23 protein-coding genes and 1 tRNA gene are annotated in these 24,958 nt (G+C 39.5%); 19 read left to right on the forward strand and 5 right to left on the reverse strand.

Annotated elements, in window-relative coordinates:
- Nucleotides 1–89: 89 nt before the first annotated feature.
- A tRNA-Val gene (locus CFS04_RS07905) sits at nt 90–162 on the forward strand.
- A gap of 100 nt (nt 163–262) precedes the next feature.
- Nucleotides 263–1,429, forward strand: a complete 1,167-nt coding sequence (locus CFS04_RS07910) for a metallophosphoesterase (protein WP_088810105.1) — start codon at nt 263–265, stop codon at nt 1,427–1,429.
- A 130-nt stretch (nt 1,430–1,559) separates the two neighbouring features.
- Here CFS04_RS07910 and jag read toward each other — a convergent pair whose 3' ends face one another.
- The 5 genes from jag to CFS04_RS07935 form a co-directional block, all read right to left on the reverse strand.
- Nucleotides 1,560–2,180, reverse strand: a complete 621-nt coding sequence (jag, locus tag CFS04_RS07915; RefSeq protein WP_088810106.1) for an RNA-binding cell elongation regulator Jag/EloR — start codon at nt 2,178–2,180, stop codon at nt 1,560–1,562.
- A complete protein-coding gene (gene yidC, locus CFS04_RS07920) occupies nt 2,177–3,040 on the reverse strand; it encodes a membrane protein insertase YidC (protein WP_088810107.1) in 864 nt (287 codons plus the stop codon). The genes jag and yidC overlap by 4 nt, the downstream gene beginning before the upstream one ends.
- A gap of 40 nt (nt 3,041–3,080) precedes the next feature.
- Nucleotides 3,081–3,443: a ribonuclease P protein component gene (gene rnpA, locus CFS04_RS07925; RefSeq protein WP_088810108.1), complete on the reverse strand. Its 363-nt coding sequence runs from the start codon at nt 3,441–3,443 to the stop codon at nt 3,081–3,083.
- Nucleotides 3,444–3,526: 83 nt separating this feature from the next.
- On the reverse strand, nt 3,527–3,661 hold the full coding sequence (gene rpmH, locus CFS04_RS07930; RefSeq protein ID WP_007548627.1) for a 50S ribosomal protein L34: 135 nt from the start codon (nt 3,659–3,661) through the stop codon (nt 3,527–3,529).
- A 147-nt stretch (nt 3,662–3,808) separates the two neighbouring features.
- The gene (locus CFS04_RS07935) at nt 3,809–4,276 is read right to left on the reverse strand and encodes a hypothetical protein (protein ID WP_088810109.1); all 468 of its coding nucleotides are present in this window, start codon (nt 4,274–4,276) and stop codon (nt 3,809–3,811) included.
- A gap of 437 nt (nt 4,277–4,713) precedes the next feature.
- On the opposite strand from CFS04_RS07935, the gene dnaA reads away from it, so the two are divergent.
- From dnaA to CFS04_RS08020, 17 genes are all read left to right on the forward strand, one after another.
- Entirely contained in the window at nt 4,714–6,063 is a 1,350-nt protein-coding gene (gene dnaA / locus CFS04_RS07940) for a chromosomal replication initiator protein DnaA (protein WP_088810110.1), read from the forward strand.
- A gap of 181 nt (nt 6,064–6,244) precedes the next feature.
- Entirely contained in the window at nt 6,245–7,390 is a 1,146-nt protein-coding gene (dnaN, locus tag CFS04_RS07945) for a DNA polymerase III subunit beta (protein WP_088810111.1), read from the forward strand.
- Between the two features lie 52 nt (nt 7,391–7,442).
- Entirely contained in the window at nt 7,443–8,786 is a 1,344-nt protein-coding gene (locus tag CFS04_RS07950; protein ID WP_088810112.1) for an MATE family efflux transporter, read from the forward strand.
- A 234-nt stretch (nt 8,787–9,020) separates the two neighbouring features.
- Nucleotides 9,021–9,185 (forward strand): RNA-binding S4 domain-containing protein, encoded by a 165-nt coding sequence (locus CFS04_RS07955; protein WP_369821470.1) that lies wholly within the window; start codon nt 9,021–9,023, stop codon nt 9,183–9,185.
- 12 nt (nt 9,186–9,197) lie between these two features.
- On the forward strand, nt 9,198–10,304 hold the full coding sequence (recF, locus tag CFS04_RS07960; RefSeq protein ID WP_088810114.1) for a DNA replication/repair protein RecF: 1,107 nt from the start codon (nt 9,198–9,200) through the stop codon (nt 10,302–10,304).
- A 50-nt stretch (nt 10,305–10,354) separates the two neighbouring features.
- Complete coding sequence (gene gyrB / locus CFS04_RS07965; RefSeq protein WP_088810115.1) at nt 10,355–12,292, forward strand: DNA topoisomerase (ATP-hydrolyzing) subunit B; 1,938 nt, start codon at nt 10,355–10,357, stop codon at nt 12,290–12,292.
- A gap of 62 nt (nt 12,293–12,354) precedes the next feature.
- On the forward strand, nt 12,355–14,880 hold the full coding sequence (gene gyrA, locus CFS04_RS07970; RefSeq protein WP_088810116.1) for a DNA gyrase subunit A: 2,526 nt from the start codon (nt 12,355–12,357) through the stop codon (nt 14,878–14,880).
- 136 nt (nt 14,881–15,016) lie between these two features.
- On the forward strand, nt 15,017–15,271 hold the full coding sequence (locus CFS04_RS07975) for a hypothetical protein (RefSeq protein WP_088810117.1): 255 nt from the start codon (nt 15,017–15,019) through the stop codon (nt 15,269–15,271).
- A complete protein-coding gene (locus CFS04_RS07980) occupies nt 15,268–16,620 on the forward strand; it encodes a tripartite tricarboxylate transporter permease (RefSeq protein ID WP_088810118.1) in 1,353 nt (450 codons plus the stop codon). Before CFS04_RS07975 ends, CFS04_RS07980 begins: the two co-directional genes overlap by 4 nt.
- 21 nt (nt 16,621–16,641) lie before the next feature.
- Nucleotides 16,642–17,610: a mevalonate kinase gene (gene mvk, locus CFS04_RS07985; RefSeq protein ID WP_088810119.1), complete on the forward strand. Its 969-nt coding sequence runs from the start codon at nt 16,642–16,644 to the stop codon at nt 17,608–17,610.
- Nucleotides 17,567–18,535 carry a diphosphomevalonate decarboxylase gene (gene mvaD / locus CFS04_RS07990; RefSeq protein ID WP_088810120.1) on the forward strand — a complete coding sequence of 323 codons (969 nt, stop codon included), beginning with the start codon at nt 17,567–17,569 and terminating at the stop codon, nt 18,533–18,535. Before mvk ends, mvaD begins: the two co-directional genes overlap by 44 nt.
- Nucleotides 18,528–19,601 carry a phosphomevalonate kinase gene (locus CFS04_RS07995; RefSeq protein WP_088810121.1) on the forward strand — a complete coding sequence of 358 codons (1,074 nt, stop codon included), beginning with the start codon at nt 18,528–18,530 and terminating at the stop codon, nt 19,599–19,601. The genes mvaD and CFS04_RS07995 overlap by 8 nt, the downstream gene beginning before the upstream one ends.
- Before the next feature lie 270 nt (nt 19,602–19,871).
- On the forward strand, nt 19,872–20,975 hold the full coding sequence (qoxA, locus tag CFS04_RS08000) for a cytochrome aa3 quinol oxidase subunit II (protein WP_088810182.1): 1,104 nt from the start codon (nt 19,872–19,874) through the stop codon (nt 20,973–20,975).
- 18 nt (nt 20,976–20,993) lie between these two features.
- The gene (gene qoxB, locus CFS04_RS08005; protein ID WP_088810122.1) at nt 20,994–22,973 is read left to right on the forward strand and encodes a cytochrome aa3 quinol oxidase subunit I; all 1,980 of its coding nucleotides are present in this window, start codon (nt 20,994–20,996) and stop codon (nt 22,971–22,973) included.
- Nucleotides 22,961–23,572, forward strand: coding sequence for a cytochrome aa3 quinol oxidase subunit III (qoxC, locus tag CFS04_RS08010; protein WP_088810123.1), 612 nt, complete (start codon nt 22,961–22,963; stop codon nt 23,570–23,572). Before qoxB ends, qoxC begins: the two co-directional genes overlap by 13 nt.
- A gap of 1 nt (nt 23,573) precedes the next feature.
- Complete coding sequence (gene qoxD / locus CFS04_RS08015; RefSeq protein ID WP_088810124.1) at nt 23,574–23,906, forward strand: cytochrome aa3 quinol oxidase subunit IV; 333 nt, start codon at nt 23,574–23,576, stop codon at nt 23,904–23,906.
- Between the two features lie 147 nt (nt 23,907–24,053).
- Nucleotides 24,054–24,953 (forward strand): tyrosine-protein phosphatase, encoded by a 900-nt coding sequence (locus CFS04_RS08020; RefSeq protein ID WP_088810125.1) that lies wholly within the window; start codon nt 24,054–24,056, stop codon nt 24,951–24,953.
- Nucleotides 24,954–24,958: the final 5 nt, after the last annotated feature.

The following is a 24,958-nucleotide window of genomic DNA, read 5'->3' on the forward strand; positions in this document are numbered from 1 at the left end:
CAAGCCAACACTTTGTTTTAACCAAAATAAAGGTGTTGGCTTTTTTGTTATTGACTTCTGCTGTTAAAATTCGTATCATTGGTTTATACGGTCCTGTAGCTCAGTTGGGAGAGTATCACCTTGACATGGTGGGGGTCGCTGGTTCGAGACCAGTCGGGACCATTTTGAAGCCTGTTTTCTACTCGTTAGAAAATGGGTTTTTATATTTATGCTATACTAAAATTAATGATTGTTTCACGTGAAACATTAAGGACGGGTTGTTATGGAAATTAAAACGTCAATTCATACTTTTTTTCTTTTAGTAGGTTTAAATCGCTTAGGGAAAGAAGTGTTTTTAGAGAAAATCATTTTGCCACAGTTGATTTTGGATTGCGAGGTACCACCCAAATTTGTGCATTTGGAACAAAACGCGGGTGATTTTGACCAAAAGTTGTTGGAAGCGATTCAGTATCCGGCAAATACGGAGTATGTTTTTGTTAGCGTGCCGCACTTGGCGGATGAGTTTTTGGATTATTTGAAGCGACATGCGCTGAAGAATCGATATTCGATTGAAATTTTTGACTTTGGGGATTCGAAATCGGCGTTCCACCATTTCAGTGACGCCAAGGTTCACCGTGTGGATTATCGTGAGAATTTGACGATTTCAAGCAATTATGATGCTTACGCGACCTGTTTGCTGCCAGAAAATAAAACGTATCACATTATTGGAGATACGCATGAATGTGTAGCGGAGCTAAAAACCATGCTGGAAGACTTTGGATTCCAATTTGATGGATCTGACCGGGTTGCGGCTTGCCCGCCTGATGACCAGGCGTTTATTTTTTTAGGGGATTTTATTGATAAGGGCAAACAAACGCGGCAGATGGTCGAATTTCTCTTTGAAAATCAAAAGTATTTTTATTTTGTTCTCGGAAACCACGAAAGTTTCGTCTACAAATATATTCGCGGGGAAATTAAAGGGGCCAATCAAACAATTGTCGACACCTATTTCGACTCAATCCCCGTTTTGAAGGCCGATGCAGAATTACTTGCGAAATTTAACGCGCTTGTAGAAAATGCAAAGCCTTTTTACGAATTAAAAGGGCGTTTTATCGCCACACATGCGCCTTGTAAAAATAAGTATTTAGGCAAAATGGACGAGAAATCGCTACGTAAAATGCGAAATTTCCATTTAAATCGCGATATGCCCATTCAGGATCAGCTGCTATTTTTGAAAAAAGAAGCTTCTGAAGAACTTCCATTCCATTTTTTCGGTCATGTCGCCTGCGCGAATGCATTTCGAATCCACAACAAAGTGCATCTCGATACTGGCTGTGTTCACGCAAATTTGCTTACAGCCGCAATCACTGACGGCACTACCGTGCAAATTCACTCCATCCCCTCACATCATCACACGACTTTAACTAAAAAACTACCACATTTATTCTAAACGTCAAAAGACTGATGACAAACGGTGAGATTCTAGGCAAAGCCGAGTACCGCACCGGAGCGTACTTGAGTACGTGAGGAGCGGAACGGAGGCTTTAACGACGAAGATTGCTGTTTGTCATCAGTCTTTTTCATGATTTTGCTGGTTTAATTACAATATAACGGTACGGGTCGCGCCCTTCCGAATGTGTTTCAACTTTGGTATTTTCGCTTAAAATAGCATGAATGATTTTGCGTTCAAATGATGGCATTGGTTCCAAATGTACTGCACGCCGTGTTTTAATTGCTTTATCACCCATTTTTTTAGCGAGTCCAGAAAGTGTTTCATAACGTCTTTCACGATAATCGCCAACATTAATGATAATGTTTTTAAATTGTTCGGTTTGTTTGTTAGCAATTAGTTGTGTTAAATATTGAAGCGAGTTTAAAGTTTGACCATGTTTTCCAATTAAAACGCCTAGGTTTTCTCCAGAAATTTGGATTTTGATGTCTTTTCCCTCTTCTTCCACGTCAATTGAGATTTTTGCACCCATTTTTTCAGCAATATCCAAAATATAGTCGGTCGCGATTTGCGTGCCGTTTTCTTTTTCAATTACTTTAACCATAGCCAGACGTGAACCTAATCCGAAAATACCCTTTTTCCCTTCGTCCATAACCTCGACATCAACTTGATTTTTTTCAAGTTTTAGTTCTTTAAGTGCATTTTGAACAGCTTCTTCTACAGTTTGTCCTTGCGCAGTTATATCTCTCACTTTCTTTTCTTACCTCCTTTTTTCGAAGCTTTCATGTTTGCAGCTTTCTTTTGAAGTCTTGCTTCCTCTGCTTCTGCCGCTTCACGCGCTTCTAGTTCACGTTTATTTTTAAAAGGATTGTTTATTAAAAGTGTTTGGAATACGGTGAATACGTTACCGATAATCCAGTAAAGAGCCAGTGCTGATGGTAGCGTAATCCCCATGAATAAAATCATAACTGGCATGATATAAATAATCATCGCCATTGATTTATTTTGTTGTGTTTGTCCCATCATTGAAATTTTAGATGAGGCAAATGTTGTTAGGGCTGCTACAATTGGTAAAATGTAATAAGGATCTGGACTTCCGAGCGTCATCCATAAGAATGTATCTGTTTTAATTTCAGCAGTTCGGCTAATTGCTTGATAAAAGCCGATTAAAATAGGCATTTGAATCAAGAGTGGCAAACAACCCATCATTGGATTAATGTTATGCTCTTGGTATAAACGCATTGTTTCTTGTTGCAGTTTTTGTTTCGTTTCATTGTCTTTTGATGCATATTTTGCTTGAAGTTCTTTTAATTTTGGCTGAACATTCATCATTTCTTTTTGGCTCTTAATTTGTTTAATCATAAGTGGCATAATGAGCAAACGAATTAAGATTGTAACAACAATAATTCCCATCGCGTAATTGCCACCAAATAAATCTGCAAACCAAGTAATCACCCAAGATAGAGGATAAACGATGTAATGACTCCAAAATCCTGTAGAGTCTTTTGTAATTGGGTCAGTTGAATACCCACACCCCGAAAGAACTGTCATAAGTAAAACGACTAAACTTGTAATAAACAGTTTTTTCTTCAGGTTCTTTTTCTTTTTCAAAAAGTATTACCTCCCATTCCGCCTTTTTTAAAATTCCCACTCATTTTGAATAGCTCTTTTTAGAACGTTTCATCGCCTTAGCAATTTTTAAAACGTGCTCTAAACTACTCTTTACTTCGTGAAAATCCATGTTGGCCGCCGGTTTTCTGGCGATAATAATATAATCATTTTGCGAATCAATTTCGTTCTCAAATTCATGAAAAGCTTGTCGTATGTAACGTTTAATACGATTTCGACAGACAGCGTTTCCAATTTTTTTACTAACGGATAAACCAATTCGAAAATGTTGTAAATCTTCTCTCTTTAATTTATACACGACAAATTGCCGGTTAGCAAATGACTTCCCTTTCTTAAAAACAAGCTGAAAATCATCATTTTTTTTGATCCGATACTCTTTTTTCATACAGACTCCTTTGGAATGTCCTACCTAAGTAAGAAAATACTTTAAACCTTCCAATAAAAAAACCACTGAGCCTTTTCAGTGGTCTACGCAGATAATACTTTTCTTCCTTTACGACGACGTGCTGCTAAAACTCTACGGCCGTTTTTAGAACTCATACGTGTACGGAAACCATGTACTTTTTTTCTTTTACGTTTACTTGGTTGATATGTTCTTTTCACTTTGTTACACCTCCCATAAATGGGTCCAATCGAATTAAATCTATTAGACAGTCTTAAATATTGTACGTAAATTAACTTTATTTGTCAATAGAGCTAGATAAACTCCGCACATAATCATACCATATTTTAAACATCAAAAAAACCCCTTTACTGCGATAAATTCAGATATTTTTTTCTCTCTGTTTTAAAATAGGGAATTTTTCGTTTGGAGACTTCCTCTAAATATTGAAGAAACTCACCAATTTTTTCATACTCTAGTGGGCATTCAAAATATAAATTTTTTTGAATCAAATAATTATCCATGTAATAGCTTGACTCATTAAATTTCAATAAATCTTCTATAAAATGAATAACTTTCGAAAATTTTGGCATCTCATCGACGTCTTCTATATCTGTGAAATGGAAGAAAAGAACATAAATATGATTTTTTTTAAGGCTCTCTTCAAATATTTTTGGTTCAATGCTACTTTTATAAAAAACAGTAAAATCTTTTAATACAGCTGGTTCCCTTTTATCATAAATGACTAAATAACCAAACGCTTTTTCTCTATTACTTTGTTCAGCAACTCGGTAAAATTCTAAATCTTTACTATTGATTAATCTCTGAAAATGCATGCTTGAACACAACCTTTTTGTCAAATTTACACTGTACTTTCATTCTACCATAGCTTTATATTTTTTGTTTAGTATGTGGATAAACTTAAACGTTCTTTTAAAATTATCCACATATTGCGATTTTTATTGTGGATAATTTGAATTGATTTTAAATTTTATTCAGATGGCTACTCACAAGTTATACACAATAACACATACTGTGGACAACTTTTTTTCACAGGTGGATAAGTTTGGGGAGCAATTTTGAAAGTCCTTGCTATTCAAGCATTTTTTTGATAATATATCAGGTGTTGAAGAGTAAAATAATTGGGGAAAACTAAACTTATCCACAGTATCGTTTTACATTGTGGATATTTTTTAAACAGTACCGGGATATCTTTATCCACTGTTTTTCTAGCTTGTGGATAAATAATAAAAAAAGAAGAGGGGGGAGTTTTTTGCAACCAATTGAAGATGTTTGGTCTGATGTGCTACAAATCGTCCAAAAAAATATGAGTAAACCAAGTTACGACACATGGATGAAATCAACGACTGCACATTCATTAGAAGATAATACATTTATTATCTCAGCTCCTAATAATTTCGTACGGGATTGGCTAGAAAAAAGTTATACGCAATTTATCGCAAATATTTTGCAAGAAGTAACCGGAACATTGTTTGAAGTTCGTTTTATTGATGGTGAACAAGATGAAAACTTTGATTATAAGCCCATCCCACCTAACCAAATTATGTTGGATGAAAATGATCCAGACAATGCCAAACATATGTTAAATCCTAGATACGTTTTTGATACATTTGTTATTGGCTCAGGAAATCGATTTGCTCATGCGGCTTCACTTGCTGTTGCCGAAGCGCCTGCAAAAGCCTATAATCCATTATTTATTTACGGGGGCGTAGGGCTTGGAAAAACCCATTTAATGCACGCCGTAGGTCATTACGTACAGCAACATAAAGAAAATGCCAAAGTTATGTATTTATCAAGCGAAAAATTCACAAATGAATTTATTAGTTCTATTAGGGATAATAAGACCGAAGAATTTCGAACAAAATATCGGAATGTCGACGTTTTATTAATCGATGATATTCAATTTTTAGCTGGTAAAGAAGGAACACAAGAAGAGTTCTTTCATACTTTCAATACACTTTATGACGAACAAAAACAAATTATTATTTCCAGTGATCGGCCGCCGAAAGAGATTCCAACATTAGAGGACCGACTTCGTTCTCGCTTTGAATGGGGACTCATTACAGACATTACTCCACCGGATCTTGAAACACGGATTGCTATTTTACGGAAAAAGGCAAAAGCAGATGGCCTTGACATTCCAAATGAAGTCATGCTTTATATTGCCAACCAAATTGATTCCAATATTCGGGAACTTGAAGGTGCACTCATTCGTGTAGTCGCGTACTCCTCTTTAGTCAATAAAGATATTACTGCTGGCCTTGCTGCGGAAGCTTTGAAAGACATTATTCCGAACTCAAAATCGACCGTTATAACGATTAGCAGTATTCAAGAAGCAGTTGGCGAATATTTCCATGTTAAATTAGAAGATTTTAAAGCAAAAAAACGAACGAAAAGTATTGCTTTTCCTAGACAAATTGCGATGTATCTATCCCGTGAACTTACAGACGCTTCACTTCCAAAAATTGGTGATGAATTCGGCGGGCGTGACCATACAACGGTTATTCATGCTCACGAAAAAATTACACAACTCTTGAAAAGTGATACAGCTTTAAAAAATGATATCGCTGAAATTGAAAAAAACTTACGTAAGAATGTTTAATTGAATTGTGGACATGTGGAAAACTTGAACTTACTTATACACAACTTATTAACATGTGGAAAACTTTTTATACGAAGTCATTTTCTTACTTATCCACAAATCCACAGTGCCTATTACTATTACTACGATTTTTTATTAATTAATTAAAAGGTTTTACAAAAAATGATGATGGGGGATTTTTATGAAATTTGTTATTCAACGTGACCGCCTAGTTCTTGCTGTAAATGAAGTCACACGTGCTATCTCTTCCCGGACAACAATTCCAATTTTAACAGGGATAAAAATGATGGTGAATGATGAAGGTGTTACTTTAACAGGTAGCGATTCTGACATTTCAATCGAGGCATTTATCCCCTTAATTGAAAATGATGAAGTCGTTGTTGAAGTAGAATCATTCGGAGGCATCGTTTTACAATCTAAATATTTTGGAGATATTGTGCGACGCTTACCTGATGAAAATGTTGAAATAGAAGTCACAACAAATAATCAGACGACAATTCGTTCTGGACAAGCTTTTTTCACTTTAAATGGCTTAGATGTTTACGAATATCCGAAACTACCAGAAGTTTCAGATGGTAAAAAAATTCGGATTCCAATCAACGTACTTAAAAATATTATTCGTCAAACTGTTTTTGCGGTTTCCGCAATTGAAGTGCGACCTGTACTTACTGGTGTCAATTGGATTATTAAAAACAATACGCTAACGGCTGTTGCAACAGATAGCCACCGACTTGCGTTACGCGAAATTCCACTTGAAGCCGAAATTAATGAGGAGTACAACATTGTTATACCAGGAAAAAGTTTAGCTGAATTAAATAAAATTTTAGATGATGCGACGGAATCCATCGAAATGGTTCTCGCAAACAATCAAATTCTATTTAAATTAAAAGACTTACTTTTCTATTCTCGTCTTTTGGAAGGAAGCTATCCAGATACATCGCGCTTAATTCCAACTGATACAAAATCAGAGCTAGTCATTAATGCGAAAGCTTTCTTACAAGCAATTGATCGTGCTTCCCTACTGGCGCGTGAAAATCGAAATAATGTTATTAAATTGACGACACTTGAAAATGGACAAGTTGAAATTTCTTCTAACTCTCCAGAAGTCGGAAATGTTTCCGAAAAGCTATTTAGCCACAGTTTTACAGGTGAAGAATTAAAAATTTCGTTTAATGGGAAATATATGATGGATGCGCTTCGTGCTTTTGAAGGTGATGATATTCAAATTTCCTTCGCTGGGACAATGCGCCCATTCGTCCTTCGTCCTCGCGATGCAGAAAATCCAAATGAAATTTTACAACTTATTACACCTGTTCGTACGTATTAATTAAAAGCCCGCCTGATTTGGTGGGTTTTCTTTTTGAAGAGGTGCTTACGTTTTGATGAAAGATATGACTAAAGGAAATCCAACAAAATTAATTTTTTATTTTGCCATGCCAATGCTACTTGGCAATCTAGTTCAGCAACTCTACATTATGATTGATGCGGTAATTGTAGGGAAATTTGTTAGCGTCGACGCCCTCGCAGCAGTTGGTGCAACCGGCGCTATTAATTTTTTTATGATTTCCCTCATCATCGGTTTAATGAGTGGAATTGCTGTTGTTGTGGCGCAATATTTTGGGTTTCAAGATTACAATAAATTGAAAGATGTCATTGCAACCGCTTCTATCGCAGTCGTTGTTGCGGGAATTTTCTTCACCATTGTGGGGGTGCTACTCGCGAAACCATTACTACTTCTACTGCGCACGCCAGAAAATATATTGAATGACGCTAATACTTTTCTAACTACCTTGTTCATCGGCATCTTGCCAATGAGTTTATATAACGGAGTTTCGGCGATTTTACGTGCACTTGGAAATTCAATTACCCCACTCCTCTTTCTTATTTTTTCGTCACTTATGAACATCTTCCTCGACTTTGTTTTTGTTGTTTGGATGGATTATGGTGTGCAAGGCGCAGCTTGGGCGACTGTTTTATCACAAGTTATTGCCGCGATACTTTGCATTTACTACGCTTATAAACATGTTCCCTACATGCGCATTCAGCGAGATCGTTTTAAAATACATAAACCTCTTTTGCAGGAAATGATTCGTATAGGTTTGCCTTCAGGGCTTCAAGGGGCTTTCATCTCCATCGGGAATATGGCCATTCAAAGTTTAATCAATGGCTTCGGAGCGACAGTTGTTGCGGCCTATACTGCTGCCAGCCGAATTGACTCCCTCACCTACCAACCAGGCATTGCTTTCGGCGCTGCCTCTTCCACATTTGCCGCACAAAATGTTGGAGCTGGCAAACTGGACCGCGTAAAGAAAGGTTTTTGGTCGGGTATTAAAGTTGTCACCATAACAAGTTTAGTTATCACACTCATTGTGCAGCTTTTCGCGAAACAGTTTTTACTTCTTTTTGTAGACGGAAAAGAAAAAGAAGTGATTGAGATTGGTGTGAGTTATTTGCTTATTGTGTCTTTGTTTTATGTTGTTGTGGGGATTTTGTTTGTTGTACGTGAAACGCTTCGTGGTACTGGCGATGCCCTTGTGCCTCTAATGATGGGGATTTTTGAACTTGTTTCACGGCTTATTATTGGTTTTGCACTTTCTAAAGTTATGGGCTATGAAGGATTATGGTGGGCGACTCCAGTTGCTTGGGTTACGGCAACAATGCTTGGACTTTGGCGCTATAAGTCAGGTGCTTGGCAAAAAAAGGCTGTTATTCGAAAAAAATAGGAAAAATTTAAAAAACGTCACAGAAAGGCGTTTTTTTTAGTTTTTAAGAAAATAATATCCCCCCACTAGAAATAGTAAAAAAAGCCATAATTGAGTTATATGAAAATAAACTTTGTAATTATGGCTAAAGTTTAGTAAAATAGAAAGGTAGAGATAAAAAAGATTGGGTGTGAAAATTTGGCTAATGTAATAACAATCGATCGTGAATTTGTGACACTCGGGCAACTGCTACAAATGCTTGATGTTGTAAGTACAGGCGGTATGGCAAAAGCTTTTTTAAGCGAACATCCGATATATATCAATGGTGAGCAGGATAACAGACGCGGGAGAAAGCTGAGAAATGGCGATGTTGTACTTATTCCGGGAACTGGAAAAGTAAAAATTGAACAGGCGCTGTAATGGTGTAGAAAGATGCATTTAGAAAATATAGTCTTACGAAATTTTCGAAATTATGAAGAGTTAATGCTCGAATTTGATCCATCTGTTAATGTTTTTCTTGGCGAAAATGCGCAAGGAAAAACGAATTTGCTTGAAGCGATTTTAATTCTAGCGTTAGCAAAATCACATCGAACAACGAACGATAAAGATTTTATTAAATGGGATTCTGACGCAGCAAAAGTTGAAGGTCGCATCATGAAGCACGGTCAAAGCGTCCCTCTCGAACTCACTATTTCCCAAAAAGGTAAAAAAGCAAAGGTTAATCATTTGGAACAAAAAAAATTGAGCCAATATGTAGGAAACCTAAACGTGGTCATGTTTGCACCAGAAGATTTATCACTTGTAAAAGGTGCACCAGGCGTTAGACGTCGATTTTTAAATATGGAAATTGGTCAGATGCAACCCGTTTATTTGCACGATTTAAGTGTGTATCAGCGGATTTTACAGCAACGCAATCAATTTTTAAAGCTCGCCCAAATGAAGAAAAAATACGATGCGGTCATGTTGGATATTTTAACAGAGCAATTTGCGGAAGTGGCCGTTCGCCTAACTGAACGGCGTGATGCATTTATTCGAAAACTCGAAAGTTATGCGGCACCCATTCATCATGATATTTCACGGGGGCTTGAAACGCTTAAAATTAGTTATGAACCTTCAGTATCGCTAGTTGAAGAAGGAGATTCCATCTCAGCTTTACTCGAAAAAATGAAGACGATTCGGCAGAGAGAAATCGACCGAGGTGTAACGCTTATTGGACCACATCGGGATGATTCTCTATTTTATGTTAATGGGCAAAATGTTCAGGTTTTTGGCTCTCAAGGGCAGCAAAGAACAACGGCGCTATCTATTAAACTCGCTGAAATTGATTTGATTCATGAAGAAACAAACGAATACCCTTTACTCCTGCTGGATGATGTTTTAAGTGAACTTGATGATTTTAGGCAATCTCACTTATTAAATGCGATTGCGGGCAAAGTTCAAACTTTTGTTACGACAACAAGTGTCAGCGGAATTAATCATGAAACACTTACGAAAGCTACAACGTATATGGTTGAAAATGGCCACATTAAAAAATCCTGATTACTAGGTTGATATAATTTTAGAAATAAAGAAAGTGCGGTGGAACTTAAATGTCAGAAGAAAATATTTCAAATGTACAAGAAAATGCATCTGATTATAGTGATGATCAAATTCAAGTATTAGAAGGCTTAGAGGCGGTTAGAAAGCGTCCGGGTATGTATATCGGTTCAACAAGTCAACGCGGTTTGCATCACCTTGTTTGGGAGATTGTCGATAACGCAATTGATGAGGCACTCGCTGGATTTTGTACAGAAATTGAAATCACGATTGAAAGCGACAATAGTATTACAGTAAAAGATAATGGTCGTGGTATTCCAACTGGTATTAATGAAAAAGTTGGCCGTCCTACGGTAGAAGTTATTTTCACTGTTCTTCACGCTGGGGGTAAATTCGGCGGTGGCGGATATAAAGTTTCCGGCGGTTTGCACGGTGTTGGTGCATCAGTCGTCAACGCCCTTTCGACAAGTTTAGAAGTTTCCGTTCATCGTGACGGTGAAAAATTCTATCAGCGTTTTGAACGTGGGAATGTTGTGATGGATATGGAAAATCAAGGGAAAACCGATTACCGTGGAACAATTGTTCACTTCACACCAGACCCAGAAATTTTCACTGAAACTGTTGAATTTGATTATGAAACACTTCGTACGCGTACGCGCGAATTAGCATTTTTAAATCGCGGTTTAAAAATCTCCATTGAAGATAAACGTGCAGAACATGAAACGAAAAATGAATATCATTATGAAGGCGGAATTAAATCCTACGTGGAACATTTAAACCGCGCAAAAGAAGTCATTCACGAGGAACCGATTTACATTGAAGGTGAACGTGATGGCATTATGGTTGAAGTTTCCATGCAGTACAATACAGGCTTCTCAAGCTCGATTATTTCGTTTGCGAACAACATTCACACCTATGAAGGTGGAACACACGAATCCGGCTTTAAAACCGCATTAACGCGTGTTATTAACGATTATGCGAGACGAAATAAGCTGTTTAAAGACAGCGACGAAAACCTGTCTGGTGAAGATGTCCGCGAAGGTCTTACTGCAATTATTTCCGTTAAACATCCAGATCCACAATTTGAAGGGCAAACGAAGACGAAACTTGGTAACTCCGAAGCGCGTTCGATTACGGATAAACTGTTTTCAGAAGCACTTAACAAATTTATGATGGAAAACCCTGATGTGGGTAAAAAAATGGTTGAAAAAGGCGTAATGGCCGCTCGCGCCCGTCTAGCAGCTAAACGTGCTCGTGAAGTGGCGCGTAAGAAGAGTGGACTTGAAATTTCAAGCTTGCCTGGTAAACTGGCAGACTGCTCATCAAGAAACCCGGAAATTAGCGAACTTTACATCGTTGAGGGTGACTCTGCCGGCGGTTCTGCAAAACAAGGTCGTGATCGTTTATTCCAAGCAATTTTACCGATTCGTGGGAAAATTTTAAACGTAGAAAAAGCGCGTTTAGATAAAATTTTAGCTAACGAAGAAATTCGAACGATTTTTACAGCGATGGGAACTGGTTTTGGCGGTGATTTTGATGTATCCAAATCGAGATATCACAAACTTATTATTATGACCGATGCCGACGTAGATGGTGCGCACATTCGTACCCTTCTACTCACATTGTTCTACCGCTATATGCGCCCGCTTGTTGATGCTGGTTACATTTATATCGCTCAACCCCCTCTTTTCCAAATAAAGCACGGGAAGCAAGTGGAATATGTTTATTCCGATAAACAACTAGAAGACTACTTGGCAGATTTAGACGGCGAGAAATATAGCATTCAGCGTTATAAAGGCCTTGGGGAAATGAACCCTGAACAATTATGGGAAACAACGATGAATCCAGAAAATCGGACGTTGCTACAAGTAAGCATTAATGATGCTATTGATGCTGATGAAACGTTTGAAATGTTAATGGGTGACCGCGTTGAACCAAGACGTAAGTTTATTGAAGAGAATGCACAATACGTTAAAAATCTAGATATTTAAATTATTTCCCGGGAAATAATTTTGAATAAGCTTGACAAACGGAAAGGGAGGTTTCGCTTAAAATGGCAGAAACACCGAATCAAAGAATAACTGAAGTGAATCTAAATAAAGAAATGCGAACATCGTTTCTCGACTATGCGATGAGTGTTATCGTGGCACGTGCACTTCCTGATGTTCGAGACGGGTTAAAACCCGTTCATCGTCGTATTTTATATGCGATGAACGATTTAGGAATGACTTCTGATAAAGCGTATAAAAAATCGGCACGTATCGTCGGTGAAGTAATTGGTAAGTATCACCCGCATGGTGATACAGCTGTGTATTTTACAATGGTTCGTATGGCACAAGATTTTAGTTATCGTAACATGCTTGTAGACGGTCACGGGAACTTTGGATCTGTCGATGGTGATATGGCTGCGGCAATGCGTTATACAGAAGCACGTATGTCCAAAATTTCAATGGAACTTTTAAGAGATATTAATAAAGACACAATTGATTACGTCGATAATTATGATGGCTCTGAAAAAGAACCAGTCATTTTACCTGCGCGTTTCCCGAACTTATTAGTGAATGGTTCCTCAGGTATTGCGGTTGGAATGGCAACAAATATTCCGACTCATCATCTTGGTGAAGTAATTGACGGCGTATTAGCGCTTAGTCATGATCCAGAAATTACAATTCGTGATTTAATGGAACATATTCCAGGACCAGACTTCCCTACTGCTGGTATGATTATGGGACGCAGTGGTATTCGCCGCGCTTATGAAACTGGTCGCGGTTCTATCACCGTTCGTGCCCGCGTAGATATTGAAACGAAAAATAACGGGAAAGAAACAATTGTTATTACTGAACTTCCGTATCAAGTGAATAAAGCCCGCTTGATTGAGCGTATTGCGGAATTAGCGCGTGAAAAGAAAATTGACGGAATTACAGATTTAAATGACGAGTCCGACCGTTCTGGTATGCGAATTGTTATTGAAGTTCGTCGCGATATTAGCGCAAGTGTTATCGTTAATAATCTGTATAAGATGACAGCTTTACAAACAACATTCGGCATTAACATGTTAGCGCTCGTAGATAACCACCCTAAAGTTTTAAATTTAAAAGAAATTTTGTATTACTATTTAGAACATCAAAAGATCGTTATTCGCCGTCGTACGGAATTTGAACTCCGTAAAGCGGAAGCTCGCGCCCACATTTTAGAAGGTTTACGTATTGCGCTAGATAATATTGATGCAGTTATTCAACTCATTCGTAGTTCTAAAACGACTGAAGCGGCAAAAGAAGGTTTAATGACGCAATTTAGTCTTTCTGATAAACAAGCGCAAGCCATTTTAGACATGCGTTTGCAACGCCTGACTGGTTTAGAACGCGAAAAAATTGAAGAAGAATATCAAAATCTAATCGCACTTATCAATGAATTAAAAGCGATTTTAGCTGATGAAGAACGTATTTTAGAAATTATTCGCGAAGAATTAGAAGAGATTAAATTGAAATATGCTGATAAACGCCGCACAGAAATCTTAACAGGTGACCTTGTCAGCATTGAAGACGAGGATTTAATCCCAGAAGAAGAAGTTGCTGTGACCTTAACAAAACGCGGCTATATCAAGCGTTTGCCACTTTCTACGTATCGCAGTCAGCGGCGCGGTGGGCGCGGTGTCCAAGGTATGTCTACGCATGAAGATGATTTTGTAGAACATCTTGTGGCGACGAGCACACATGATACGCTACTTTTCTTTACAAATACAGGAAAAGTTTACCGTGCGAAAGGTTATGAAATTCCAGAATATGGTCGTACGGCAAAAGGGATTCCAATCATTAACTTACTTGGAATTGAAAGCCAAGAGCAAGTGAATGCGGTTATTAATTTAAGCGAGTTTACAGATGATAGCTATCTATTCTTTACGACTAAACACGGTGTAGTTAAACGGACGACCCTTTCGCAATTTGCTAAAATTCGTCAAAGTGGTCTTCGCGCTGTTGAACTTCGTGAAAATGATGAACTTATTTCTGTTCAAATGACAGATGGCCAAAAGAATATGATTATCGCAACAAAAGATGGTCAATCAATTTATTTCCCAGAAAATAATATTCGTGTAATGGGACGTACGGCTGCCGGAGTTCGTGGTATTCGTCTTCGTTCCGGTGATGAAGTTATTGGAATGGAAATTTTGGAAGACGATGAAAAAGTGCTTGTTGTAACAGAAAATGGTTACGGGAAACAAACCGCAGCTGAGCAATATCCACTACGTAATCGCGGTGGTATGGGTGTCAAAACCGTTTCTATTACAGAGAAAAATGGTCGGTTAGTGGCAATGAAAACTGTAACTGGCGAAGAAGATATTATGCTTATGACCGTAAGCGGCGTATTGATTCGTTTTGAAGTTGATACCGTTTCTCAAACAGGACGGAGCGCTATGGGCGTTAAACTAATTCGTTTAGATGAAGACGAAAAAGTAGCCACAGTAGCGAAAGTTCCAAAAGAAGATGAAACGGAAGAAGATTTAGAAGAAGAGGATCCACAAGTGTTAAAAACAGAAGTTCCAGATGAGAGCTTTGAAGACGGTCCAAGCGAAGACTTGTAAAAAAGTCAGTAAGTTCCAAGTGAGTTCAACTTACTTGGAACTTTTTCTGTGCGGATATTGAAAAAAAATCAATAAATGATTATGATATTCAGATAGTGGTTTGATTTATAATTCATTTGGAAAGCAGGAAAAAAGTATGCCAAAAAAGAAAGATGATGCTCAAAATATTGAAATTTGGGCGGATCTTGTTCACATAAAAGATTTAGTTTTAGCGACATTCATTTGTGTTGTTTTCACAATGGGCGGTTATTTTATTGCGCCTAATGAAGCACCGTTACCCCTATTTTTCGGCCTAGGTGGAGCGATTGTAGGTTTTATTATTTCGAGTTTTATTATTAAACCGAAGCGTACGCTAAAAGAAATTGATGAAACGGAGGATGTTGAAAAATGACCGTCCAACTTGTCATCGAAATGATTTTAGCGTCTGTTTTGGCGGCTGGTATTTACACGATTATCGGCATTGCGCCTGGAACTGATGAAACAGCCGTTCTGGCGCCTGTTACGCTTGCGCTCGTCCTTTTAGGCGTTTCGCCGATGGTTGTGCTCGCTTTTTTTGTTTCGGCAGTCGTAACACTCAATTTGACTGATGCGGTTCCTGTCGCCGTTGCAGGGACACCAGGCGGGGTCATGGCTTCGCCGATGGTTCCATATGGACTGACACTTAAAAAAGCAGGACAATCGGTTGTGGGGATTCGAAAAATGGCTTCAGGCGCGGCCATCGGGACGATTATCGCTGTTCCTGTTAGTTTAGGGCTAGCCACACTACTCGCCCCACTGTCCGAAGTTATTACCAAATATGCCGCGCCCGTCTTTTTTGTCGGGGCAATTTTCTTAGCGCTTATGAGTAAAAATAAAATACTCTCGATTTTGGCTATCTTACCCTTCGGTTTGCTAATTGAAGGCCTACGTTATTTGTACTGGGGAATTGGCGCCATTCCAGAAGGAAAAACCGTTACCATTTCCTTTTTCCTTGGAATTACCATTGGCCCAATGATTTTCAGTATCATTTCACTGCTCAATAAAGAATATCGCGATGCCCTTCCAAAGCACGCAAAACGGGAAATTACGATTGCAAATGTCGGGAGGCAAAAAGGCTTTCCTAACCCATTTAAAGTTCTAACAAAGCAAGAATCATGGGCAACAATTGGTACTTCGCTCGCTGGGTGCTTTACGTTTTTCATGAGTCCTGTCGGGATGACCGTTTTATTCGGAGAAGGTGTTGTAAGCCGTGTAAAAGACCCGATTAAAAAAGCTAAAATTGCGTTAGCAAGCATGGAAGGTTTGGCGCATTCCACTTATTTAGCAGGTCTTTTAATTCCATTAATTGCGCTCGGTGTGCCGCTTTCCCCCGTTGCAATTGGGCCGGCCAATCCGTTGTTTAATGCGCCGCCCGTCTTTACGCTCGATCATAACATGTATCACATTTTATCGATGTCGGAATTTACGGTTGCAACGATTATCGGTTCTGTAGTAGGACTTGGACTAACATATTATGTTATCATGAAGTATTCCCAACAAATTTGCCGTTTTGTATTTAAATACATTCCTCATGAAGCCATTTTGGGACTTTTCATTGCACTCGTCATGATGTTAAGTTACATGGACGGCGGTTTTATTAATATGGCGGGAGTTTTACTTGTAGCAATTGTATCAGGAGCTTTAAGCCGACTTGGTATTAATTTTGGTGTGCTCTTTATGACGCTTTATGCAGCGCCGTGGATTGTTACAACGTTATTTTAATGTAGGAAGGAATGGAGCCGATTGGCGACTGGAAGTGCTACAGCAAAATTAATTTTATGTGGTGAACATGCTGTCGTTTACGGGGAACCAGCAATTTCAATCCCCTTCGCGCAAGCTGTCATTCAAACCGAAGTAATAAAAACTGAAAAAGAAACGAAATTTTCATCTGCTTTTTACACAGGTGATTTAAAAAATATGCCCGATTTTCTTGAGGGAATTAAACAAATGGTTGTCGCAATTTTGGACAAACTAGGCCAGGCCCCTGTTTTAATTCGCGTTTTAAGTGAAGTACCAATCGGCCGAGGACTCGGCTCAAGCGCGGCCGTATCGACTAGCATCGCTCGCGCACTGTACGCCTACTTTGAGCAAACAATTTCCGACAGCGAATTGCTCGAACTGGTCAATCAATCAGAAAAAATCGCCCACGGGAATCCAAGTGGCGTGGACGCGGTCACAGTTGTAACGGGCAAACCAATTTGGTTTGAAAAAAACAAGACGCTCGAGCCACTTCATTTTGAAAAGAAAATCTATTTAGTGGTGGCAGATACTGGTATTCCTAGTGAAACGCGCTCTGCCGTAAGTGATGTCGGACGCTTATTGCAAGAAAATCCAAAAAAATATCGGCCATTTATTGCCGAACTTGGAAATATTTCCCGGGAAATAAGAGGGCAACTTGAAAATAATCCCGATTTGAAAATCATTGGGGCGGAGATGAACAAGGCGCAAAACCTTCTAGAACAGCTGACAGTGAGTGATTCGAGTCTGGAAAAATTAATCCGTGTCGCTCTACAAAACGGAGCTTTAGGTGCGAAGTTAACTGGCGGAGGCCGAGGCGGTTGCATGATTTCTTTAGTTGCGGGCGCAAAACAGGCGGAAAAAGTCGCGCAAGCTCTGAAAAATGCAGGCGCAGCACAAGAATGGATTTTTACGATTGGAGAAGGTAATCATGAAAGCAACAGCGATAGCTCACACGAATATAGCGCTCATTAAATATTGGGGCAAACGCGATGAAAAACTGATTTTACCCGCGAATAGTAGCTTATCGATTACTTTGGATAAATTTTATACCGAGACGACTGTGGAATGGCTAGAGGACGCAAAAAACGATTCGTTTAGCTTAAACGGCCAAGTGAAACAAGACGCGAAAGTGGCGCAATTTTTAAATGTGCTCCGTGCTGAATTTGATGTGCCTTACTTTGCAAAAATTGATTCGGTTAATCACGTTCCAACCGCCGCCGGACTCGCCTCATCCGCATCTGCATTTGCCGCTCTCGCAGTAGCGAGTTCAGCAGCGCTTGGTCGAAAGGATGACATGGCAAATTTATCTCGGCTCGCTAGGCGCGGTTCGGGTTCAGCGACCCGCTCATTATTTGGCGGCCTTGCGATTTGGCAAAAAGGCACACGTTCAGACGGCCGCGACTCGTTCGCAGTCCCATTTCATAGCAATTTAACGGAAAAAATTGCCGTTGTGGTGGCGGTTGTATCTGACGAAGAGAAAGCTATTTCAAGCCGCGATGGAATGAAGTCCACCGTTTTGACCTCGCCATTTTTTGGTGAATGGATTCAGACGGCGGAAGAAGATTTACGCAACATTAAAAACGCGTTTTTATCCGAAAATTTTGTAGAAGTTGGCGAAATTCTCGAACATAATGCAATGAAGATGCATGCGACAACTTTAGGCGCAAAGCCACCTTTCACATATTTCAGCTCTGTTTCAATTTCTGTCATGGAGGAAGTTCGAAAACTTCGTGCAGAAGGCATACCCGCTTATTTTACGATGGATGCTGGGCCCAATGTAAAGGTAATTTGTTTGCGAGAAAATGAAAATTTAGTAGCAGAGCGTATGCGAAAATTTGTTAAAGACGCTCATGTTTGTCACGCTGGAGAGGGAGCAAAGGTGATTCGAGTTGACTAAAATTCAAGTGAAAGTTCCAGGAAAACTTTATATTGCGGGCGAATATGCGGTCGTGGAATCAGGTCACACGGCGGTTTTAACGGCTGTTGATAAATATATTACGCTGACGATTGAAGATGCTGCAAAAAACCAGCTGATTATTCCACATTACAATGATGCGGTTTCGTGGCCTCTAGGCGGGGAACTCAAAGCGGAGGGTGACCATTTTGCTTTTACAGCACTGGCAATTAATACGGCGACGGCTTATTTGAAAATCCGTAAAATCGCTCTTTCACCGATTAAAATTACAATTGAAACGGAACTTGTAAATGATGATGGTGTTAAATTTGGCTTAGGTTCTAGTGCCGCTGTTACAACGGCGATAATAACCGCTTTAATGGAAAAATTTGCGCCTGATACGGAAATGTTGACCAAGTTTAAAATGGCTGCCTTGTCACACCTTGTTGTTCAAGGAAATGGTTCTTGTGGTGACATTGCATCGTGTTTATACGGCGGATTAATTGCGTACACGACATTTGATCAGGAGTGGGTCAAAATGCATTTGCCGTACAAATCACTCGCTTGGTTTTTGGCAAATCCATGGCCGAAATTAAAAATTGAAAGACTACCTAATTTTGAAATGCCATTTTTAGTAGGTTGGACGGGAAATCCAGTCAGCACCGGCCGTTTAGTTGCGGAAATCCAACTTTTCAAAGAAGAGCAACCCGAAAAATATGCTGATTTCCTATTTAAATCCGAAGAAGCTGTTCAAAAGTTTTTATTGGGTATTAAAGAGCAAGACGTGAAAATAATGTTTGCGGCGCTTCGAAAAAACCGCGAGATTTTGCAGAAACTTGGTAATAGCGCAGGTGTTAGCATTGAAACGAGCTTGCTTTCGGAGCTTGCTAATGTGGCGGAAAGTTTTTCGGGTGTAGGAAAATCTTCTGGTTCAGGTGGCGGCGATTGCGGGATTGCGCTCATTCCAAATCAAGATTTAGCAGCAGAAGTGACTGCAAATTGGGTGGAAGTAGGTATAAAGCCTCTGCCATTTCAAGTTGGCGAAGTTCAGATTAAAAGTGTGGAATAAGTAGACTTGTTTTAGGGAATATCCTAGTAGCAAGTCTCTTTTTTTGTAGTTTGTGAAAAAAATCATATGCCAAGTTTTTGAACAAACAAGAAAAATCAGCTATAATGTAAAGCGAGTATGGATTTAAAGTTTTTTAATTACTTTAAAAGTTTGTGATATATTTAGAATGTGAAACTTAAAAAGGGATTTGAAAACAATTTTTTAGAAGTTGTATTTTTGCGCAAAAATACACACAAAAAACACACATCAAATGGAAAAGAGGGGATTCGGGTGTCGAAGCTACTAAAATCATTCCTACTAACCACGCTAGTTGCTGCTGTTGGCGTACTTGGCGGTTGTGGTGATTTAACAGTACTAGATCCAAAAGGGCCTGTAGCAAAAGGTCAAAGCGATTTGATTTTGTATTCCATTATTTTTATGCTTATTATCGTTTTGACAATTTTTGTATTGTTTACGATTATTCTTTTTAAATATCGTGAACGTAAAAACCCAAAAAATTATGAGCCGGATATGCACGGTAGCAGAAAATTGGAGATTTTATGGACGTTAATTCCAGTTGTCATTGTTATTGCGCTAGCTATTCCGACTGTAAAAACAATTTATGCGGGTGAGGAAGCACCAAAAGTTACTTCTCATAAAGACCCTGTTGTTATTTATGCGACAAGCGTTGACTGGAAATGGCTCTTTAGTTATCCAGAGGAAAGTATCGAAACGGTAAACTACGTACATATTCCAACTGATCGTCCCGTTTTATTTAAACTAACGTCTGTTGATACAATGACGAGTTTCTGGGTGCCGCAACTTGGTGGTCAGAAATACGCGATGACAGGTATGACGATGAATCTTTATCTGCAAGCAGATGAAGAAGGAACGTTTAAAGGGAGAAATTCAAACTTTAACGGTGAAGGTTTCCACGAGCAACGCTTTAATGTGATTGCACAATCGGATGAGGATTTTGCGGCTTGGACTAAAAAAGCGCAGCAGTCACCGAAGCTGACGCAAGATGTTTACGATAAGCTTTTAATTCCAGGCGGTTCAAAAGAAAAAACATTCTCTGGAACACATTATGATTTTGTTGATCCAGCGGCCGATCCAGAATACGTTTTCTACGCGTATAAACGTTTTGGCTTTGAGCTAACAAATCCACATAATCCAAATGTAAAAGTGACTGTTTCAGATACACCATTATTACCGGCGCGTCCGGTGACGGTGACGAACCCACAATTTGAACGGCACAATATGGAACCGATGATTATTAAAAACGGTTCAGGTTATCATAAAGATAAGCATTATGATGACGAAATGAAGAAAATGGAAGACGATATTCAAACGAATGAATTTAATAAAAAAGAATCGGATGACGCGGGCGAATAAAAAAGGGGGCTTTTGAACATGAAATGGAATGAGTTTATCATCACTGGCGACCCTCTGATTTTAGGTGCACAAGTTTCAATTGCACTCGTCAGCATCGGGATTGTCGTGTTACTTACGTATACAAAAAAATGGAAATGGCTCTTTAAAGAGTGGATTTCATCAGTAGACCATAAACGAATCGGAATTATGTATCTACTGGCAGCTGTATTAATGTTTTTCCGGGGCGGCGTAGATGCGCTTATGATGCGTACACAACTCGCCTTACCAGGTATGGAATTTTTAGATGCACAGCACTACAATGAAGTTTTCACAACGCACGGAACAATTATGATTTTATTCATGGCAATGCCGTTCGTTATCGGGCTTATGAACATTGCCGTGCCGCTTCAAATCGGGGCGCGTGATGTGGCCTTCCCGTTCCTAAACAATTTGAGTTTTTGGACGTTCTTTATGGGCGCTATGCTGTTCAATTTGTCTTTCGTTATTGGTGGCTCACCAGACGCCGGTTGGACAAACTATGCGCCGCTTGCTGAAGAATTTAGTGCCGGTTACGGGATTAATTTCTATTTACTCGGGGTACAAATCGCGGGTATCGGTACGCTAATGACGGGGATTAACTTCTTCGTCACGATTATGCGAATGCGAACAAAAGGCATGACGCTAATGAAAATGCCAATGTTCACTTGGACAATTTTAATCACGAGTTTGATTATTATCTTTGCTTTCCCAGTTTTAACGGTGGCATTAGCACTAATGTCCTTTGACCGCCTATTCGGCACAGCCTTTTTCACGCTGGCAAACGGCGGACTTCCAATGATGTGGGCGAACCTGTTCTGGGTTTGGGGGCATCCGGAAGTTTACATCGTAATTTTGCCGGCATTCGGGATATTTTCAGAAGTTATTTCGACATTCTCGCGCAAAAAACTATTCGGCTACCCAGCGATGGTTGCGGCGGTTGTCGTTATATCCGTCTTGAGTTTCCTCGTTTGGGTCCATCACTTCTTTACAATGGGTTCAGGCGCACTCGTTAACTCGTTCTTCTCGATTACAACGATGATGATTGCCATTCCAACGGGTATTAAGATATTTAACTGGCTCTTTACGATGTATAAAGGTCAAATACGTTTTGACACGCCAATGCTTTGGTCGCTTGCGTTCATTCCAAACTTCGTTGTCGGCGGGGTAACTGGGGTTATGCTTGCGATGGCAGCGGCCGATTATCAGTATCACAATACGTATTTCCTAGTTTCTCACTTCCACTACGTATTAATTGCGGGTACGGTATTCTCCTGTTTTGCAGGTTTGATTTACTGGTATCCAAAAATGGTCGGGTACAGACTAAACGAGAAAATCGGAAAATGGTTCTTCTGGGTTTTCGTAGTAGGATTTAACGTATGTTTCTTCCCACAATATTTCTTAGGTCTTGACGGTATGCCGCGCCGCCTTTACACATACGTGCAAGGTGATGGTTGGACGACGTTAAACTTTATTTCCACAATCGGGGCATTCCTGATGGGGGCTGCGTTTCTTATTCTTTGCTGGAATATCGTTTACAGTTACAAACACTCTAAGCGGGAAGTTACTGGTGATCCGTGGGACGCTCGCACGCTCGAATGGGCGACAAGCTCTTCAGTTCCACCAAAATACAATTTCGCGATTCTACCAGAGTGGAATGATTTAGACGATTTCTACAACATGAAACAAAAAGGAAAATCTTACTTAGATAATAAAAATTATAAGCCAATTCATATGCCAAGTAATACAATGCTAGGCTTTATCATGTCTGTGTTCTTCTTTATCGCAGCATTTGGCCTCGTGTTTTACTGGTACTGGCTAGGAATTCTCGGCGGATTAGGTGTTCTTGGCTGTATGGTTTATCGTTCGTTCCAAAAAGACGATGGCTATCACGTTGAAGTAGATGAAATTATTGCAACGGAAGAACATAATGCACGCGAACGTGAAACGGGCATAAAGGAGGGTAACCCATGGAATCTGTAAAAACGAATTCTTCGCTTCCATTAGAATATCAATCGGAGCAAGGCAGACTAAACATTTTAGGTTTTTGGATTTTCCTTGGCGCCGAAATAGCACTGTTTGCAACGCTATTCGCAACCTATTTCGTTATGTTTAAAGCTGGTTCTAATGCCGGGCATCCACCGTCCGAAATGTTTGAGCTACACCTCGTTTTAATCATGACGTTCTTGCTTCTTACGAGTAGTTTCACGTGTGGTCTTGCAATCGGCGAGATGCGTAAAGGCAATACGAAGATGTTAATGGTCTATTCGATTATTACACTTCTGCTTGGCGCAGGTTTTGTCGGCTTTGAAATTTATGAGTTTGCGCATTACGTGATGGAAGGTGTGACGATGAAAGTCGGTTCTTACTGGTCGGCATTCTTCGTTCTACTTGGGACTCACGGACTTCACGTAACAATTGGTCTGTTTTGGATTTCATTTATTTTGATTCAAATAAAAATGCGCGGTTTGACGCCACGTGCAGCATCAAAAGTATTCATTTCGAGCCTATATTGGCATTTCCTTGATGTTGTCTGGATTTTCATCTTCACGGGTGTCTACCTGTTAGGGATGGTGAACTAAAATGGCAGAAAATAAAAATACAAATAGCGCACATGTGGAAACGGGAGTTCCGTGGAAGCATATCATTGGCTTTATTTTATCCATCGTCCTTACACTTGTAGCGGTTTGGGTAGCACTTTACTCCACGCTCGACTACAGTGTAAAAGTCGTCATCATCTTCATCTTTGCCTTTATCCAAGCGGCACTGCAACTGCTCATGTTCATGCACATGACAGAAGGTCGCGACGGCAAAATTCAAGTCGGCAACATTCTCTTTGCAGCTTTCATCGCAATCGTAGTTGTGCTCGGCTCATATTGGGTCATGGAAATTGGGCACATGAATCATTTAATGTAAAGTAAAAACGTGCTTTCCTATTTCAGGAAAGTACGTTCTTTTTGAGAAAACACATAAAATTCATAATTATTCACACGAAATTTACCTCTCCTTTATCGAAGCCTAAAAAAAGCACTTTATAATAGGCATTAGGAGGGGATTTTACATATGAAAAAATGGATGAAAGTTACTGGGATTTCAGTTGTTTCAGCAAGTTTGATACTCGCAGGGTGTCAGGCGAATGAAAATGCAAAGGCAGACAGTAAAAACGCTATTTCGGAGAAAAAAATAGTACCCGGCAAGCAAATTGCACTCGAAGGCGCTATTAATGTGCGCGACCTCGGGGGATACAAGACGGAGGACGGAAAAACCATAAAACCACACCGTTTAATTCGCTCGGCAGAACTCTATACCGTGACCGGAAATGATATTGATAAGCTGAAAAAAACGTACGACTTAAAACAAATTGTTGATTTTAGAACAAATAGTGAAGTGGAGAAAAAGCCAGATCCACCCATTCAAAACGTGAAAAATACACACGATTCTGTCATGAAGGATAACGGTGCATCCACAAGCACGGAAGATTTAATTAAGAGCCTAAGCACAATGGACAATCCAGAAAGCTTTTTAATCGAGGCAAATAAAAGCTTCGTGACGGACGAAAATTCACGAAAAGCGTACAAAGAGTTCTTTGATATTTTGCTCGAAAATGAAAAAGGCGCCGTTTTATGGCACTGTACCGCTGGAAAAGACAGAGCAGGATTTGGAACCGCCCTCGTTTTATCCGCCCTAGGTGTGCCAAAAGATACGGTGATGGAGGACTATTTATTATCCAACAAATATCGCGCGGACGAAAATGAAAAAGCCGTTCAAGCTGTCCTTGCAGAAACAAAAAACCAGCAAGCCGCAGACGGAATGAAAGCCGTCATGGATGTGCGCGAAAGCTACTTAAACGCTGCGTTTGATGAAATCGACAAAACATACGGCTCAATGGACGCGTTTTTAAAAGATGGTCTCGGGCTAACTAAAGAAGACATCACAAAATTGAAAAGTATGTATCTTAATTAGTATAA

This window comes from Listeria sp. ILCC796 (assembly GCF_900186175.1).
In the GTDB taxonomy this organism is placed as follows: domain Bacteria; phylum Bacillota; class Bacilli; order Lactobacillales; family Listeriaceae; genus Listeria; species Listeria goaensis.